Here is a 15671-nt window from a genome sequence, read left to right as displayed (position 1 = left end):
CGGAGATATTAAATTTTTATTCACTTAGGTTAAAAGATTTTCGCTAATTTTAAAGCTTTAAAGGTAAAATTATTATCATCTGAAAACAACTTGTTTCCCAACATAAATAGCTATGGTACTTGATTTACTAAAGATAGTCATCCCCTCGTTGCTGGTTTTTTTGGCTGGATATTTAGCCATTGAGCGCCTGCTCCGAGAAGAAACCAACCGCCGGCGTGCAGAGCTTAACGCTAGCAATAAAAAGATTACAATGCCCATACGCCTTCAGGCGTACGAACGAATAGTGCTGTTCCTTGAACGCATATCGCCCGAATCGCTCCTGGTTCGAGTAAATCAGCCCAACATATCGTCGCAAAAATTTCATGGCATTCTGCTTAGCACTATTCGAACAGAATGGGAGCACAACCTATCGCAGCAGCTATACCTCAGTGCCAAGGCGTGGGGCTTAGTGAAAAATGCCAAGGATGGTGTTATCAAACTAATTAACACAAGCGCCGATAAGGTTGACGCTAAGGCTCCCTCGTTATTGCTGAGCAAAGAAATTTTAGATGGAGTGGTTGAATTGGAGTTCCACCCAACGGCCAGGGCAATCGATCATCTTAAGAAAGAGGTAAACGAGTTTTTGTAGAATGCTACAATGCAACAAAAAAGCGGAATGGTAAATCATCCCGCTTTTTTGTTTTATCAGGTTGCCCCTCGTTAGGGCTTTATTAGCTCAACGCTACGCTTCACAAACTTGCTTAGTTCCTCGCCCTTAAGCATATTGTTGGCTAGCAAGGCCAGATCGATAAGCTGCTTAACCAGCTTATTATCCTTACCAAACGACTTAAGCACCTCGGCTTTAGATGCGTTAACCTCCTCGACTTTCTTGTTCAGGTCGTCCATCTCGTCCTTTTCGGCTTGCGAAATCTCTTCGTCCTTTTTCTTCTCGGTGGCCTTCTTCAGCTCATCGAGCTTAGTGCTTAAAGGCTCGAGCTGCGATTTGAATTCAGCGATCTTATCGTTTAGCGACTTATCCTTCTGATCAATCACCGTTTTAACCAATGGATGCGAAACGTTAACCACCAGGTTCACCGTTTCGGGCATATCGCCATAAAAACCTGCAGTTCCGCTCATGGCAGCCATATCCTTCATACGACGGACAAACTCGCTGCGAGTAATCACCACGGGAGCCGCTGTTTCGCCCATATCCTCGAACTGAACCCAGTACTGCGACGAACCATTTGTTGCACCCTCAAAAACATTGCGAAGCTCAGTCTGCGCCTCGTAAGGCAGGTCAATCTCCTTCTTATCCTCCTTCACAATTAACTTGTCAATCACATCGCTATCGACACGGACAAAGCGAGAGTCTTTAAGCTTAGACTCAAGGCTATTGATAAGGTGCGGATCGAGCTGACCATTCATCACCAGAACATCGTAACCTTTATTCTTTGCCTGATCGATGTATGAGTACTGCTCCTCGGTATCGGTGGTATATAGGTAGATTAGCGTTTTATTCTTATCGGTTTGGTTCTCCTTAATGAGCTTCTCATACTCCTCGAAGGTGAAGTACTTGCCATCGGTATTTTTGAACATGGCAAACTTTTCGGCGCGCTCGTAAAACTTGTCGTCGGTAATCATACCAAAGGTGATGAACAGCTTAAGGTCGTCCCACTTCTTCTCGAATTGCTCACGGTTCTCCTTAAATATCTCGTGGAGCCTGTCGGCTACCTTCTTGGTGATGTGCGATGATATCTTCTTAACGTTCGAGTCGCTCTGTAGGTAGCTGCGCGATACGTTTAGGGGGATGTCGGGCGAATCGATAACACCATGTAGCAGGGTTAAAAACTCGGGTACTATGCCCTCAACCGAATCGGTAACGTATACCTGATTGCAGTATAGCTGAATCTTATTCTTTTGAATATCGAAATTCGACTTAATCTTAGGGAAGTAGAGTATACCTGTTAGGTTGAATGGATAATCGACGTTTAGGTGAATGTTGAAAAGCGGATCCTGTGAAGCGGGGTAAAGATCGCGATAGAACTTCTCGTAATCCTCATCTTTCAAATCGGCAGGTTTGCGGGTCCACAAGGGGTTGGTATCGTTCACAATCTTATCCTTGCCGGTATCAACCTCCTTGCCATCCTTCCACTCCTTTTCGGTTCCAAAGGCAATGGGAATGGGTAGAAAGCGACAGTACTTTTTCAGCATCTCATCAATCCTGTGCTCATCGAGAAACTCCTCGCTATCCTTGTTGATATGAAGAACGATATCGGTTCCCCTACCCTCGCGCTTGGCATCCTCAATGGAGAACTCGGGTGAACCATCGCACGACCATTTCACTGATTGAGCATCTTCCCTGTGCGAGCGGGTAATTATCTCCACCTTGTCGCTCACCATGAACGACGAGTAAAAGCCCAAGCCAAAATGTCCGATGATAGCCTCGGTTTTATCCTTATACTTGGCCAAAAAATCCTCGGCACCCGAGAATGCAATCTGATTGATATACTTTTCAATCTCCTCCTCGCTCATACCCACTCCGCTATCGCTAATGGTTAACGTTTTGTTTTTCTTGTCGAGCTGAATCCTAATGGTCAGATCGCCCAATTCGCCCTTAAACTCACCAACCGAAGCCAAGGTTTTCAACTTCTGAGTAGCATCAACAGCGTTTGAGATGATTTCGCGAAGAAAGATTTCGTGATCGGAGTACAAAAACTTTTTAATAATAGGAAAGATGTTTTCGCTTGTAACATTAATCTTACCCTTCTGCATGGCTTATATCTTTTAGTTAAACATTCATTTTTTCAGAGCTAAGTTGTCAAAAGTAATGCCATAGGGTTAGGCCTGCCATTTAGTCAGCAGTGAACTCTATGGTGTGGCAAAAACACAAAGCTACAAATACAGAAGGGAAAAAATAACAATGGCAAGCAGAAGCCCCAGAAGATAGACTACAAAAATTTTGGCAGAGATAAGAAACGACTTTCGCTTTTGCTCCAGCACCTTTTGGCTAATCACCCGCATCACAATATTATTAATTCTTAAAAATATGGTGTCGTTCTTTGGAACAAACGAATAGGCTCCCCTATTGCGAGCATATGCGCCAAAGGTGGCTTCGTTAGGTGTGTATAGCATTACAACCTCAATGTTGGGGTTTATAACCTTAGTAGCTTCTAGAATCTCAATCCCATTCATTAGGGTTTGATCTCGATCGTCGACAAAGTGATATCCTAAAAATACGATGTGGATATCGTTTTTACGAAAGGTATGTGACGCAATATGGGCAATAAACCTCTCGCCAGTTACAAATGTTTGAATAGCATACTTGGATGGCTTCTCAATGGCCTTCTTCAGAGAAGTTGTGTACACAAAATCATGATCGACAATGTATATGTGTGCTATGGTCTTACTCTTTTTACTCATCCTTCGATGACCTGTTAAGTTTGCTCCTAAATTATAAAAATGTTTAGTAATACCCAATTCATTTATATGGTCACACTATCTTTTTGTATATTTGAGGTTTTGGCACAGAAAGGGCAACCTAGTACATATTACCAAAGATAACTATGGCTCATTAGGAAGAGAGAGAATGGGCTATACCCTTTTAATTGCTTAAACTATTTTTGGGTTTCGCACTCAAATAAATCGGAAACCATTTTAACAATCGAACCACATTTTGATAACCACAACAAATAATTCTAACCAAAAAACAAAGCAGTATGAAGAAACTATTGTTCCTTTTAATTCCGGTTGGCATGATGCTTAGCTGCACGCAAAGCGAAAAGCCAAATCCATTTTTTGTGGAGTGGGATACCCCATTTGGCACCCCTCCATTCCATTTAATAGAGGATGATCACTACATCCCTGCCTACGAGGAGGCAATTAAGCAGCATAATGCTGAAATAGACGCTATAGTTAGCAATACAGAGGAGCCAAACTTTGAGAACACTATATTGGCATATGATAAGGCTGGCGAGCTAATGAGTAAGGTGGGAGCCGTATTTGGTGGCCTGAATGGTGCCAACACCACTCCACGTATGCAGGAGATTGCCCGCGAAACCACCCCAATGCTTTCGGCACACCGCAATGCCATTAGGTTTAATCAGGATCTGTTCGATCGCATTAAGAATGTATACGACAAGCGCGAGAGCCTTGATCTTGACCATGAGCAGATGAGGGTTGTTGAGAAGATATACAACGACTTTGCTCGCAACGGTGCTGCCCTTCCCGAGGAGCAACGCGAGCAGCTTAAGAAGCTTAACGAGCGTATGTCGATGGTATCACTTCAGCTCAACCAAAACCTGCTGGCCGAGAACAATGGGTTTACCCTTCTGCTCGAAAACGAGGAGGATCTTGCAGGACTACCAGAGGATGTAAAGACTGGTGCTGCCGAAATGGCCGAGAAGGCTGGCCACCCTGGCCAGTGGATGTTTAACCTATCGAAGCCCAGCTGGATTCCTTTCCTTCAGTTCTCTGAACGTCGCGATTTGCGCGAAAAGCTTTACACCGCCTACTTTATGCGTGGCGACAACAATAATGAGAACGACAATAAGGAGCTTTTCATTGAGTTGATGATGCTTCGCAAAGAGATGTCGCAGATTCTTGGATACGAAAACTATGGACAGTTCTTTACCTCGGAGCAGATGGCCGAAAATCCTGAGAATGTATTTAACTTCCTCAATAAAGTTTGGGATCCTGCCCTTAAGCGTGCCAAGGAAGAGCGTGCCGATATGCAAAAAATTATTGACCGTGAAGGTGGCAACTTTAAGCTACAGTCATGGGACTGGTGGTACTACTCGGAGAAAGTACGTAAGGAGAAGTACGACCTCGACGAGGAAGAGATTAAGCCTTACCTAACCTACGACAATGTGCGTGATGGTATTTTTTACGTTTCAAACAAGCTTTACGGCTTAACCTTCAAAAAAAGACCCGATATCCCTGTATACCACGAAGAGGTAGAGGCATTTGAAGTGATTGACAACGATGGCTCACACCTATCGGTGCTATTTATCGACCCACATCCAAGGGCCAGCAAGCGTGGTGGTGCATGGTGTGGAACCTACCGTAGCGGCAGCTACAGGGATGGACAGAAAATTACACCTGTTGTAACTATAGTTATGAATTTTTCTCGCCCCGTGGGTAACAGACCTGCTATGCTAAGCTGGGATGAGACCGAAACCTTCTTCCACGAGTTTGGCCATGCGCTGCATAACTTCTTTGCCGATGGACACTATAATCGTACAAGCCGCAGCGTACCCCGCGACTACGTTGAGCTACCATCGCAAATTATGGAGAACTGGGCTGGTGAGCCTGAGGTTCTTAAGGTATATGCCAAACATTACGAAACTGGCGAGCCCATTTCCGATGAGCTTATTGAAAAGATGCAGAACAGCAGCAAGTTTAACCAAGGCTTCATCACCACCGAGTACGTTGCAGCAGCACTACTCGATATGCATTGGCATACCTCAAAAATCACAAAGGACACTGATGTAAATGAGTTTGAAAATAAAGTGCTTAAAAAGATTGGCCTAATTGATGAAATTGTGCCTCGCTACCGTACAGCCAACTTTGGCCATATCTTTGGTGGAGGCTATGCTGCTGGATACTACGTTTACCTGTGGGCTGGTCAGCTTGATGCTGATGCCTTTGAGGCATTCGTTGAAACAGGCGATCTGTTTAACCAGGAGCTTGCAGCCAAATTCCGCAAGCATTGCCTTGCCGAGAATGCTATGGGCGAAGGTATGGAGCAATACATTAAGTTCCGTGGTAAAGCACCTTCAATTGATCCACTTCTTCGTCAGAGAGGTTTGAAGTAAGGAGTCTAAAATTGACAAATATAAAAAAGGGGCATTAGCCCCTTTTTTACGTTATATCAGAACATCGAATTTATAGCTGTGGGCCAGCAGCCACCAACTTTTTACCTGCTTCGTTGTCGGTAAAGTTCTCGAAATTATCAATAAACTTCTGGGCTAAATCCTTAGCCGCAATATCCCAATCGGCTGGGTTTGGCCAGCTATTACGTGGATTCAGAAACTTACTCTCAACTCCCTTTAACACCTTTGGTATTTGCAAGTTGAATATGGGCATAATCTCAAAATCGGCCTCCTCGATACTACCATCTAGAATAGAGTTGATTATGGCACGCGTAGCGGGCAAATCGATGCGCTTACCCACTCCGTAAGGGCCACCAATCCAACCCGTGTTAACCAGGTATGCCGTTGATCCGTGTTTAACCATCTTTTTAACCAGCTCGCGCGAGTATACCGTTGGGTGCAGCAATAGGAAAGCCTGCCCAAAGCAGCTGCTAAATGTGGGCTGTGGTTCCTTTACACCAAGTTCAGTGCCTGCCAATTTTGCGGTAAACCCGCTCAAGAAATGGTACTGTGTTTGATTTGGTGTAAGCTTGGCTACTGGGGGCAACACGCCAAATGAATCGGCAGTTAGAAAGATTACTTTTTGTGCATGACCCGCTTTTGAAATAGGCTTTACAATATTTTTGATATGGTAAATGGGATATGATACGCGAGTGTTCTCGGTTTTCTCCTTTGAGGAAAAATCAATATTACCCTCGGGGTCTACCACTAGATTCTCGAGCAGTGCATCGCGCCTAATGGCTGCGTAAATATCGGGTTCTTTCTTGGGATCAAGATCGATACACTTTGCGTAGCATCCGCCTTCGAAGTTGAAAACACCATCGTCGTCCCAGCCATGCTCATCGTCGCCAATTAGGGCGCGATTAGGATCGGCCGAAAGGGTTGTTTTACCAGTGCCCGAAAGGCCGAAGAAAACGGCCACATCGCCATCGTTCCCCACATTGGCACTGCAGTGCATTGCGGCTATCCCCTTAAGCGGAAGGTAGTAGTTCATCACCGAAAAGATTCCCTTCTTCATTTCACCCCCGTACCAGCTGCCACCAATTACGGCCATCCGTTCGGTAAGGTGAAAGGCAACGTACACCTCGCTATTCAGGTTCTGCTCCTTCCACTTTGGATTTGATGTTTTTGAGGCAACAAGCACAACAAAATCTGGCTCAAAATCCTTTAGCTCTTCATCACCTGGCCTGATAAACATATTTTTCACAAAATGGGCTTGCCAAGCCACCTCCATTACAAAACGAACCTTTAAACGGGTATCCTCGTTTGCACCGCAGTACGAATCGACTACATAAAGCCTTTTGCCTGTAAGCTGCTTTGCGCTAATGCTTTTTAAATGCTCCCATATTTCGGGGGTTATTTGCTTGTTGTCGGAGCTTTTCTTGCCCTTCTCGGCCCACCAAACGTTGCCCTCGGAGTTGGGTTCACGAACAATGTACTTGTCTTTTGGCGAACGACCAGTAAAGATACCTGTATCAACATTAATAGCACCAAGGCTAGTTAGGGTGCCCCTTTCAAATCCTTCCAGATTAGGGTTGGTTTCATGCTCGTAAAGCAAATTGTAGCTGGGGTTGTAAAATATCTCCTCAGCCTCAGCAATTCCGTAGCGAGATAAGTCAATTTTTTTCATTACAAGATTAGGGTTTAAAATAAATGAGCGGATCGAGTTTCAATCGAGCCGCCAAAGAACAAATGTAAATTGAAAAAGTATACATTCCGCAAACGTTACCTATGTTTAATATCATGAAAACCAGATTAACCATTCAATCACACATATCTGAATTTGTGCAAGCTACAACATATCGAATAATCTACATTTGTAATTGCGCAATATGTAGAGAGCGTAAGCAAACCCAAATACATAAAATCTTCTCACAGAAATCTGTTGAAAGATCTTTGATATTACCTAGGGTTACAACTATACATAAAAAAACCCAGCGTTAATTTGGCTGGGTTAAACAAATAATATTCCTTTTCGTTTACTTCACGAGTTTATCAAACTTCGCTTGAACAGCATTCCAATTTACAACTTTCCAGAAGTTGCCTGCATAGGTTCCGCGCATATTCTGATAGTGCAGGTAGTATGCATGCTCCCACACATCGAGGCCTAGAATTGGAGTACCTCGCTCGGTGGCCACATCCATGAGTGGATTATCCTGATTAGGTGTGGACGAAACGAACAATTTTCCATTACTATCGACCGAAAGCCAAGCCCAACCACTACCAAACTGGCCCGCTGCGGCAGCCTCAAACTCTTTCTTAAAGGCATTGAAATTTCCAAACGTTTCGTCAATTGCTTTCATAAGGGTCCCTGTGGGTTTCCCCCCGCCATTGGGCGACATAACCTCCCAGAATAGGTTGTGGTTATAGTATCCGCCCCCGTTATTGCGAATGGTTGCAGGGTACTTGCTTACATCGGCAAAAATCTCTTCGAGGGTCATTCCCGAGAGGTTAAGGTCGTTGACAGCCTTAACGAAGTTATTAAAGTACGCCCTATGATGCCTATTGTAATGGATATCCATTGTGGTTTTATCCACAAAAACTTCCAACGCATCGTAGCTGTAGGGTAACTCGGGAAACTCAAATTTCGACTGGGCATTACTACTTATGCTTAGCCCAACTAGCATTAGAACTATTAGTGTTTTCATATTGCAAATAGTTTAGTTTCAAGTTAATATTTACACTAAACTAACAGCTATGTCCTGTTTTTGTTTACCTTTTAGCTACAACTATATGAACCAAAATTAATTACAAAGCAGCACTCCATCATTGGTTCCTTTGCAAAAGTAGCATTGAGCAGGCCAACTCCTCCATTGCCTCACCCTCTTGCTGCTGGTCTTGAATATATTCCTCGAAAACCGAGGCTAGATGGGGGTTGGTAGCTATTAGCTCAGCGGCACGCCTTTTAATTGCAGACAGCATCTGCTTATTCATCTCGCTAATATAATTGCTGCCAACAATCTGCTCGCTTACAACGGAAAAACCTGCTTTCTGAATCTGCTCAAAAAATTGCGATTGAGTAATGCATTTGCTATGGGTGCAATTGCTCCCCTCGGGGATGTAACCATCGTCGATAATGATATGACCGTTGGGTACTAGGCATTGCCTGAGTTTACTTAGGGTTTCACCAATTGCACCAAGCACTGGGCCAATTGAACCAAGAATTACCAAGTCGAAATTGGCCAATCGGGAAATGGATGTTCGTATATCATCTACCTGAAAATGGCATTGCGCTTCCACTCCCATTTGCCGTGCATACTGCTTTGCATCATGAATAAATTCAGGAACAGCATCAATTCCATGGGTTCTACAGCCAAACTCCTTGGCAAGCTTAACCATAACGGCACCCTTGCCGCATCCTAGGTCGAGAATTCGCAGCCTGTCAGGATTAGAGAAGCTGCTTCGCACCATCTGGTTCACCATATCGGGATTGGTACCGAATGCCAAATAATCCTGTAGCAAGTATGGTAGGTATGGATATAACCTGATATCACCACCATCCAACGAATCGGTAACGCTTTCTTTTACACTCTTCATATTTGATGTTTTAAAATTGCATCAGGAAAATAATAAGCCCAGATTTAACCTTTTTTTATACACATGCCCTAGCAGCCTGATAATCATATGCAATTTATGGGAAAAATCAGTAAAAAGCAACGCAACCAACTTTACGCTTACATTGTGATTTTTGTTAATATGCTTAATTTTCAATATATTGGCGAATATTAAAATCAATTTATGACTTTGGATAGCAAAACCCTTAGAGAGCTTATTGACTTTCGAAAATACCTACACCAAAACCCTGAGCTATCGGGGCAAGAAAAACAAACGAGTAAAACTATTGAAAATTTTCTGAAGAAGACCAACCCATCGAGTATAGTAACAGGGCTTGGTGGCCATGGTCTAGCCGCCGTTTACAACTCTGGGAAGGCTGGACCAACCGTACTGCTCCGAGCCGACATGGATGCCCTTCCTATTCAGGAGTCGAACAGCTTCGAATACCGTTCAAAATACCATGGGGTTGCACATCTTTGTGGTCATGATGGTCACTCCACCATACTAGCTGGCGTAGCGGTTGGCTTGCAAAAAAGTCCTCTTAAAAAGGGTAGGGTAATTTTACTATTCCAACCTGCCGAGGAAACCGGTCAAGGGGCAGCAGCCGTTATTGCTGATGAAAAGTTTAAACCCCTTACCCCCGATTACGCCTTTGCATTGCATAATTTGCCCGGCTTTAAGCGTGGCCAAATATATTTGCGCGAGGGGACTTTTGCATCTGCATCCACAGGGCTTATTGCCAAACTTAAGGGACTCTCGTCGCATGCAGCACACCCCGAGGATGGTAACAACCCCGATTTGGCCATGGCCAAAATGATTCTGGAGCTTAATAATCTTGTTAGCCAAAAGGAACGGTTTGACGACTTTACACTGCTAACAGTAATACATGCCAAGCTGGGCGAGGTTGCCTTTGGAACAACCCCCGGCAACGCCACTTTAATGGCTACGCTTAGAACCTATCTCGACACAGATATGGAAATACTCAAAGCTGAGTCGGAGTCAATAATTAAACACATAGGAAAAGAGAATAATATTAAGGTTGACATTACTTACACCGAGGAGTTTCCTGCAACTATTAATAGTTCCGAATGTACAGCATTGGTTCAGCGAGCATCATCAAAACTTGATTTGCAAACACATCAACTTAAAAACCCCTTCCGCTGGAGCGAAGACTTTGGGCACTTTACCCAGCTTTGCAAAGCGAACCTATTTGGTGTCGGCTCGGGCGAGAATCACCCACAGCTCCACAACGAGGATTACGATTTCCCTGACGATATCATTGAGCCATCGGTCAACCTATTTAGAGAAATTCTGGAGCTAATCCTAAATAATTAAAAATTATAACAACTAAAAAGCAGCAATGGATCACACCTCATATATCGAAATCAGCAAGTCAGCATACCGACACAATATAAAGTACCTTAGAAATATTATTGGAAAGGATGTCCGGATTACATCCGTTGTAAAGGGTAATGCATACGGACACGGCGTTGAAACAATTGTACCCCTAGCCGAAAAGGCTAAGATAAGACACTTTGCCGTATTTTCGGCCAGCGAAGCGCTTGATGTATTCAACGTAGCCAGTCCCAAGTCGGACATTATGATTATGGGATATTTAAATGACGAACAGCTTGCCTGGGCTATTGAGAACGGAATAGAATTTTACGTTTTTGATTTAAATAGATTGACCAAGGCCATTGAGCTAGCAAAAAAGATGAATAAACCAGCTCGACTTCATATTGAGGCCGAAACAGGATTTAACCGAACAGGATTTGAGTACGACAAACTTCCTGATATAGTTGGGCTGATGAAAGATAATTGCGACCATATTGTTTTTGAGGGGCTATGCACCCATTATGCTGGTGCCGAAAGCATTAGCAACTACTACAGGGTGATGAACCAGATTAGGGAATACCGAAGATTTGTAAGGTATTTCAATAGGCACGGTCTTAAACCCAACTACCGGCATACGGCCGGTTCGGCGGCAACACTAACCTACAACCAAACCATAATGGACATGGTAAGGGTGGGAATAGCCCAGTATGGATTTTGGCCAACGCAGGAAACCTTTATCTACCAATTTAAACGAAACCATGCCAAGGATACCGATCTAAAGCGAGTAATCTCATGGAAATCGCGTGTTATGAGCATTAAGGAAGTGGACTCTGGCGAATTTGTGGGCTATGGCACATCCTATATGGCTAGCAAAAGGATTAAAATTGCAATTATACCGGTGGGGTATGCAAATGGTTTTAGCCGTTCATTAAGTAATATGGGACGGGTTCTTATCAGAGGCAGAAGGGTTTCTGTCGTGGGCACTGTAACCATGAACACCATAAGCGTTAATATAACCGATTTTCCAAACATACAACCTGGCGATGAGGTCGTTATTGTGGGTAAACAGAGTAGACTCGATATCAGCGTGGCATCGTTCAGCGAGATGAGTAGTCAGCTCAATTATCAAACGCTTGCTCGTCTCCCTGGTAATATACCCCGCTACCTAGTACCATAGATCTTGGCATAATTTTAGCTAAAACAATTACTACAAAGCAAACAATTAAATACTTTTGCCGTAATAAAAACAAAAATCACTGATTTATGAAAACTATACTGTATTCAATTCTGGGTCTACTTATTACTGCAAGCACTTTTGCACAGCAACCAAGCGATGAGGAGATAAAAAAAAGCAACGCCTTTTTACGCTTTAGCCCCACGGAGGTTAACTTGGGCTCCATAGTGGTTGATGATGTTGATGAAAACACTGGAAGCATTGAAATTGACGTTCACAACGATGGAGCTGTGCCTTTAATCCTTAATCAAGTAACCGCTTGCTGTGGCACAAGGGTAACAGATTGGCCACGGCAACCCATAGCACCAGGCAAAAAAGGAACTGTAAAAGTACATTTTAGGGTAAGCCCAACCCCACAAAGGATTAGTCGAACGGTTACAGTTCAGTCGAACGCAGGCAATGGGAATGTTCAAAAAATTGCTATCCTAGGTGAAGTGACTTTGCCTAAGGCACAAAACGAAGTTCGATTGCCATAAAGGTTTTGTAAACAAAAATTATCAAGCCCGGTAGTTAACCCTATCGGGCTTTTCTTTGTCTTTTCCACTTATTTAGAGGCTTTTTTACCTAGAAAAAAAGCAAAGAAGGGAAAATAGGGTATGGCAAAAAGCTATCTAATGGTTTTCAGCACTCGTTAGAATTAATTAATTAACCCTCCGCCTTCTCAACTCCAAACATTCATTTACAACAAATTGAAATGGATCATAGCCTATTGTTCGTTTACGAACGATGGGTGTAGGATAACGTACAGTAAAGAAAAAAATTAAAGATTGTATCAACCTCATATTCAAGAATATTTAACTTATGGCACTATATATGATATTCTACTGAAGTTTTATTTGAAATAAAGTACTAAAAAATGAAAAAAATTGTAATCATTACTGGTGCTAACTCTGGCATAGGAAAAGAAGCTGCTTTAAGATTTGCAATTGATGATTTTAACGTAGTTATGGCTTGCAGGAATATCCAGAAAAGCGAAAAGGTTCGAGACGAAATCATTAGACTATCGGGGAATAGCAACGTTCGGCTAATGATGTTGGATATGGCATCATTTAACTCTATCAAGGAGTTTACCGATAGGTTTAAAGAAGAATACCCTAAGCTTGATATCCTAATAAATAATGCCGGCTACTTTGAGCATGGAGCGAAGTACAAGCTAAGCGAAAACGGCATTGAGCTAACCTTTGCCACCAACGCAGTTGGCCCTTTTCTTCTTACTACCCTCCTCATCGATTCGTTAAAAAAGTCTGATGATCCAAGAGTTCTTAACGCATCCAGCAATATAATCAAACACTTCTTTTCACCAAAGAAACAAATTGATTTTGCAAACCTGCAAGGAATTAAGGATAAAGGGTATAAGCATAGCGTTTATAATAGCTACCGCAATTCGAAGATAGCATTACTTATGCTGACCTTTAGAATGGCTAAGAAGTACGAGGAGTCTAACGTGAAGTTTTTCTCCCTTCAAATAAATGGCGCGAGGATGTCAAAAGAGACTCTTAGAAAGTTTAAGATGCCCTGGCGTTTAGTTGCCCATATCCAGAATTTATTTTTCCCCCACCCATCCTACATGGCCAATAATTACTTTGAGATTTGCACCTCTGCAAAGTATAAAGATATAACTGGCAAGCATTTTAACGATAAGCTTGAGGTAATGAAAGTAGCACCGGAAAACCCTGCACTAAAAGATATCTTGGGAACCTCAGTTTACCCAGTGTATGCTGATAGAAAAGACGAACAAGAAGCAGTGATCAGGCTTTGTGAAGAGCTTGCTTCGGAATACTTTATACAATAGTAAGCCTAATCTAATTAATACAGAAAAAATTCAATTACAGAAATTTTATAAACAGTAATACACAAACTCTATTGCAAATCTATAAAAATATGAACTATGATTTATCAAAGTAAATACGGTGAAATATACTACCAGCTATCAGGAAAAGAGGACTCCCCAGTGATTGTTTTTATTCACGGAGTGGGGATGGATCATAGAACTTTCGACAAGCAGGCTGAAGCGTTTAAATCAGATTACAGGATTCTGGTTTGGGATCTTCCCGGTCATGGCTCTTCAACCTACTTCGAAAACCAAAAACGATTTACGGAGATGGCGGCCGATTGTCTATACGATTTGCTAAACTCATTGGATATTGACGAGGTTATTCTTGTTGGCCAATCGCTTGGAAGCATTATTGTTCAACATTTCCAAATCAAGTATCCACGGTATACCTTAGCAGCAATTCATGTACCTGGCATTGAAATATCGAATCGTATGGGTTCCTGGACAAAACTATTTGTTCCATTAATGATTAGTATGTTCAAGTTTTTCCCATCAAAACCATTCTATAGACTATTTGGTAAACATAGAGCCGTAAACGAGGAAGTGCAAAAATACCTATCACGAGCCATTGAAAAGGCAGGGAAGAAACTTGTCCTTCGCATAACAAAGGATATGGTATATGATATAATTGAAGAATCGCCAAGACCACCCAAACGACCAACTCTTTTTACCTATGGGGAAAAGGATTTATTCTTTATTCGAAGAGTAACAAAGAAATGGCATCTCAGGGAATCATCTAGCCAGTTTGCTGAGATAAAGAATGCAGACCATATTGCCAATCAGGATAACCCTGAGATGTTTAACGAGGCCGTCAGAAAATTTATACTTGAATACCAAGCCTAAACATAAATAATATTGAGATGAAAAATACAATAAAACCAAAACTTTTGCCCTTCGTGGGGCGCTTTGCCATAATCCACCTTATTGCCTATACTGCAATAGTCTACGGGTTTTTGCTCTATCAGCAAAACCTTCCCGAATCGAACCGTATCGGTCTCGATTTGTATCAGCAGTTTCATACTTTAAGCCTTACAACAATTCTTGGCCAACTACTTCGTGGTTTGGCGTTTGGATTTGTTTTCTATCCCTTTTACGACCTTGTTTTCGAGCGCAAAGGGGGTAAACTATTACTCTTCCTCTCGATGTGGGCAGTGGGGCTAATTGGATCAGTTGAACCACAACCCGGCTCAATTGAAGGGATCATCTACACTATCATCTCATTCACCGAGCACACATCGGTAATTATAGCTATAGCCTTGCAAATGGCCATTTTTGTTGGCCTTGCCTTTGGGGTGGAAAACTTCATCAATGGTAAAAGAGCTGTCAAAACCGGCAAACTATTCCTCCCATATAGCGATACTATTAAGGGTTATATAATTCGGTTTGTTGCCGTGCACCTTTTCACCTATTGGGTAGTTGGGGGCATCTTTTATGAGATATCAGGATATAATCAGGCCTTGGAATCGATGGAAATATTTGCCCTTTGGCGGCCCCTTGAGAATTTGAATGCTGTGCTCCTAGTTTTCTTCGGCCAAATATTTAGGGGAACTATGCTGGCTTTGCTCCTTTACCCGTTTTATCGAACCTACATAGTAACGAAAAGGGGCTGGGCTTTACTGTACCTACTAATGGTTGGTTTAACCATTCTTGGTTCACCTCTCTTTTTAACTGAATTTATAGCCTTTGAAGGTTCTACTGCTGAGTTCTTTAAGAGCCTTACGATGGGCATTCCAGAAATAATTAGCCAAATGCTGGTGTTCTCTCTACTATTTTTCTACTGGCAGAAAAAAGCGGAAACTAAGCAGATGAAAGTACTACAGTATAATATGAGCATTTTTTTAACGTAAGTATAAAAATAAGCCAC

At 42.6% G+C, this 15671-nt stretch carries 13 protein-coding genes; 8 read left to right on the top strand and 5 right to left on the bottom strand.

Annotation, left to right across the window (positions count from 1 at the left end; all coding sequences use genetic code 11):
• Nucleotides 1–112: 112 nt before the first annotated feature.
• On the top strand, nucleotides 113–628 hold the full coding sequence (locus G8O23_RS10600) for a DUF7935 family protein (RefSeq protein ID WP_166364608.1): 516 nt from the start codon (nucleotides 113–115) through the stop codon (nucleotides 626–628).
• Nucleotides 629–699: 71 nt separating this feature from the next.
• Here the strand turns inward: G8O23_RS10600 and htpG are convergent, their stop codons facing one another.
• On the bottom strand, nucleotides 700–2751 hold the full coding sequence (htpG, locus tag G8O23_RS10595; RefSeq protein WP_166364606.1) for a molecular chaperone HtpG: 2052 nt from the start codon (nucleotides 2749–2751) through the stop codon (nucleotides 700–702).
• A gap of 120 nt (nucleotides 2752–2871) precedes the next feature.
• A complete protein-coding gene (locus tag G8O23_RS10590) occupies nucleotides 2872–3399 on the bottom strand; it encodes a DNA-binding transcriptional response regulator (protein ID WP_166364604.1) in 528 nt (175 codons plus the stop codon).
• A gap of 296 nt (nucleotides 3400–3695) precedes the next feature.
• Here G8O23_RS10590 and G8O23_RS10585 point away from each other — a divergent pair, with 296 nt between their 5' ends.
• Entirely contained in the window at nucleotides 3696–5792 is a 2097-nt protein-coding gene (locus tag G8O23_RS10585) for a M3 family metallopeptidase (RefSeq protein WP_166364602.1), read from the top strand.
• A 70-nt stretch (nucleotides 5793–5862) separates the two neighbouring features.
• On the opposite strand, the gene pckA is transcribed toward G8O23_RS10585, so the two are convergent.
• The 3 genes from pckA to G8O23_RS10570 form a co-directional block, all read right to left on the bottom strand.
• A complete protein-coding gene (gene pckA / locus G8O23_RS10580; protein ID WP_166364600.1) occupies nucleotides 5863–7479 on the bottom strand; it encodes a phosphoenolpyruvate carboxykinase (ATP) in 1617 nt (538 codons plus the stop codon).
• Nucleotides 7480–7828: 349 nt separating this feature from the next.
• Nucleotides 7829–8497: a superoxide dismutase gene (locus G8O23_RS10575; RefSeq protein WP_166364598.1), complete on the bottom strand. Its 669-nt coding sequence runs from the start codon at nucleotides 8495–8497 to the stop codon at nucleotides 7829–7831.
• Nucleotides 8498–8615: 118 nt separating this feature from the next.
• Nucleotides 8616–9386, bottom strand: a complete 771-nt coding sequence (locus G8O23_RS10570; protein ID WP_166364596.1) for a class I SAM-dependent methyltransferase — start codon at nucleotides 9384–9386, stop codon at nucleotides 8616–8618.
• A 201-nt stretch (nucleotides 9387–9587) separates the two neighbouring features.
• On the opposite strand from G8O23_RS10570, the gene G8O23_RS10565 reads away from it, so the two are divergent.
• The 6 genes from G8O23_RS10565 to G8O23_RS10540 all read left to right on the top strand — a co-directional run bounded on the left by G8O23_RS10565 (nucleotide 9588) and on the right by G8O23_RS10540 (nucleotide 15654).
• Nucleotides 9588–10739: an amidohydrolase gene (locus G8O23_RS10565; RefSeq protein WP_166364594.1), complete on the top strand. Its 1152-nt coding sequence runs from the start codon at nucleotides 9588–9590 to the stop codon at nucleotides 10737–10739.
• 25 nt (nucleotides 10740–10764) lie between these two features.
• Nucleotides 10765–11916 carry an alanine racemase gene (gene alr / locus G8O23_RS10560; protein WP_166364592.1) on the top strand — a complete coding sequence of 384 codons (1152 nt, stop codon included), beginning with the start codon at nucleotides 10765–10767 and terminating at the stop codon, nucleotides 11914–11916.
• Between the two features lie 86 nt (nucleotides 11917–12002).
• Complete coding sequence (locus G8O23_RS10555; protein WP_166364590.1) at nucleotides 12003–12449, top strand: DUF1573 domain-containing protein; 447 nt, start codon at nucleotides 12003–12005, stop codon at nucleotides 12447–12449.
• 380 nt (nucleotides 12450–12829) lie between these two features.
• A complete protein-coding gene (locus G8O23_RS10550) occupies nucleotides 12830–13765 on the top strand; it encodes an SDR family NAD(P)-dependent oxidoreductase (RefSeq protein ID WP_166364588.1) in 936 nt (311 codons plus the stop codon).
• 96 nt (nucleotides 13766–13861) lie between these two features.
• The gene (locus tag G8O23_RS10545) at nucleotides 13862–14650 is read left to right on the top strand and encodes an alpha/beta fold hydrolase (protein ID WP_166364586.1); all 789 of its coding nucleotides are present in this window, start codon (nucleotides 13862–13864) and stop codon (nucleotides 14648–14650) included.
• Nucleotides 14651–14667: 17 nt separating this feature from the next.
• Complete coding sequence (locus tag G8O23_RS10540; RefSeq protein WP_166364584.1) at nucleotides 14668–15654, top strand: hypothetical protein; 987 nt, start codon at nucleotides 14668–14670, stop codon at nucleotides 15652–15654.
• The last annotated feature ends 17 nt before the right edge of the window (nucleotides 15655–15671 follow it).

Source organism: Perlabentimonas gracilis (assembly GCF_011174675.1).
Classification (GTDB): Bacteria; Bacteroidota; Bacteroidia; order Bacteroidales; family Tenuifilaceae; genus Perlabentimonas; species Perlabentimonas gracilis.
Note: the sequence above shows the minus strand (reverse complement) of the source record. Positions and strands in the feature narration are given on the sequence as shown.

Bases quoted from the DNA above. Each gene is read 5' to 3' on its own strand.
- G8O23_RS10600 (WP_166364608.1), top strand. From the start codon at position 113: ATGGTACTTGATTTACTAAAGATAGTCATCCCCTCGTTGCTGGTTTTT.
- htpG (WP_166364606.1), bottom strand. From the start codon at position 2,751: ATGCAGAAGGGTAAGATTAATGTTACAAGCGAAAACATCTTTCCTATT.
- G8O23_RS10590 (WP_166364604.1), bottom strand. From the start codon at position 3,399: ATGAGTAAAAAGAGTAAGACCATAGCACACATATACATTGTCGATCAT.
- G8O23_RS10585 (WP_166364602.1), top strand. From the start codon at position 3,696: ATGAAGAAACTATTGTTCCTTTTAATTCCGGTTGGCATGATGCTTAGC.
- pckA (WP_166364600.1), bottom strand. From the start codon at position 7,479: ATGAAAAAAATTGACTTATCTCGCTACGGAATTGCTGAGGCTGAGGAG.
- G8O23_RS10575 (WP_166364598.1), bottom strand. From the start codon at position 8,497: ATGAAAACACTAATAGTTCTAATGCTAGTTGGGCTAAGCATAAGTAGT.
- G8O23_RS10570 (WP_166364596.1), bottom strand. From the start codon at position 9,386: ATGAAGAGTGTAAAAGAAAGCGTTACCGATTCGTTGGATGGTGGTGAT.
- G8O23_RS10565 (WP_166364594.1), top strand. From the start codon at position 9,588: ATGACTTTGGATAGCAAAACCCTTAGAGAGCTTATTGACTTTCGAAAA.
- alr (WP_166364592.1), top strand. From the start codon at position 10,765: ATGGATCACACCTCATATATCGAAATCAGCAAGTCAGCATACCGACAC.
- G8O23_RS10555 (WP_166364590.1), top strand. From the start codon at position 12,003: ATGAAAACTATACTGTATTCAATTCTGGGTCTACTTATTACTGCAAGC.
- G8O23_RS10550 (WP_166364588.1), top strand. From the start codon at position 12,830: ATGAAAAAAATTGTAATCATTACTGGTGCTAACTCTGGCATAGGAAAA.
- G8O23_RS10545 (WP_166364586.1), top strand. From the start codon at position 13,862: ATGATTTATCAAAGTAAATACGGTGAAATATACTACCAGCTATCAGGA.
- G8O23_RS10540 (WP_166364584.1), top strand. From the start codon at position 14,668: ATGAAAAATACAATAAAACCAAAACTTTTGCCCTTCGTGGGGCGCTTT.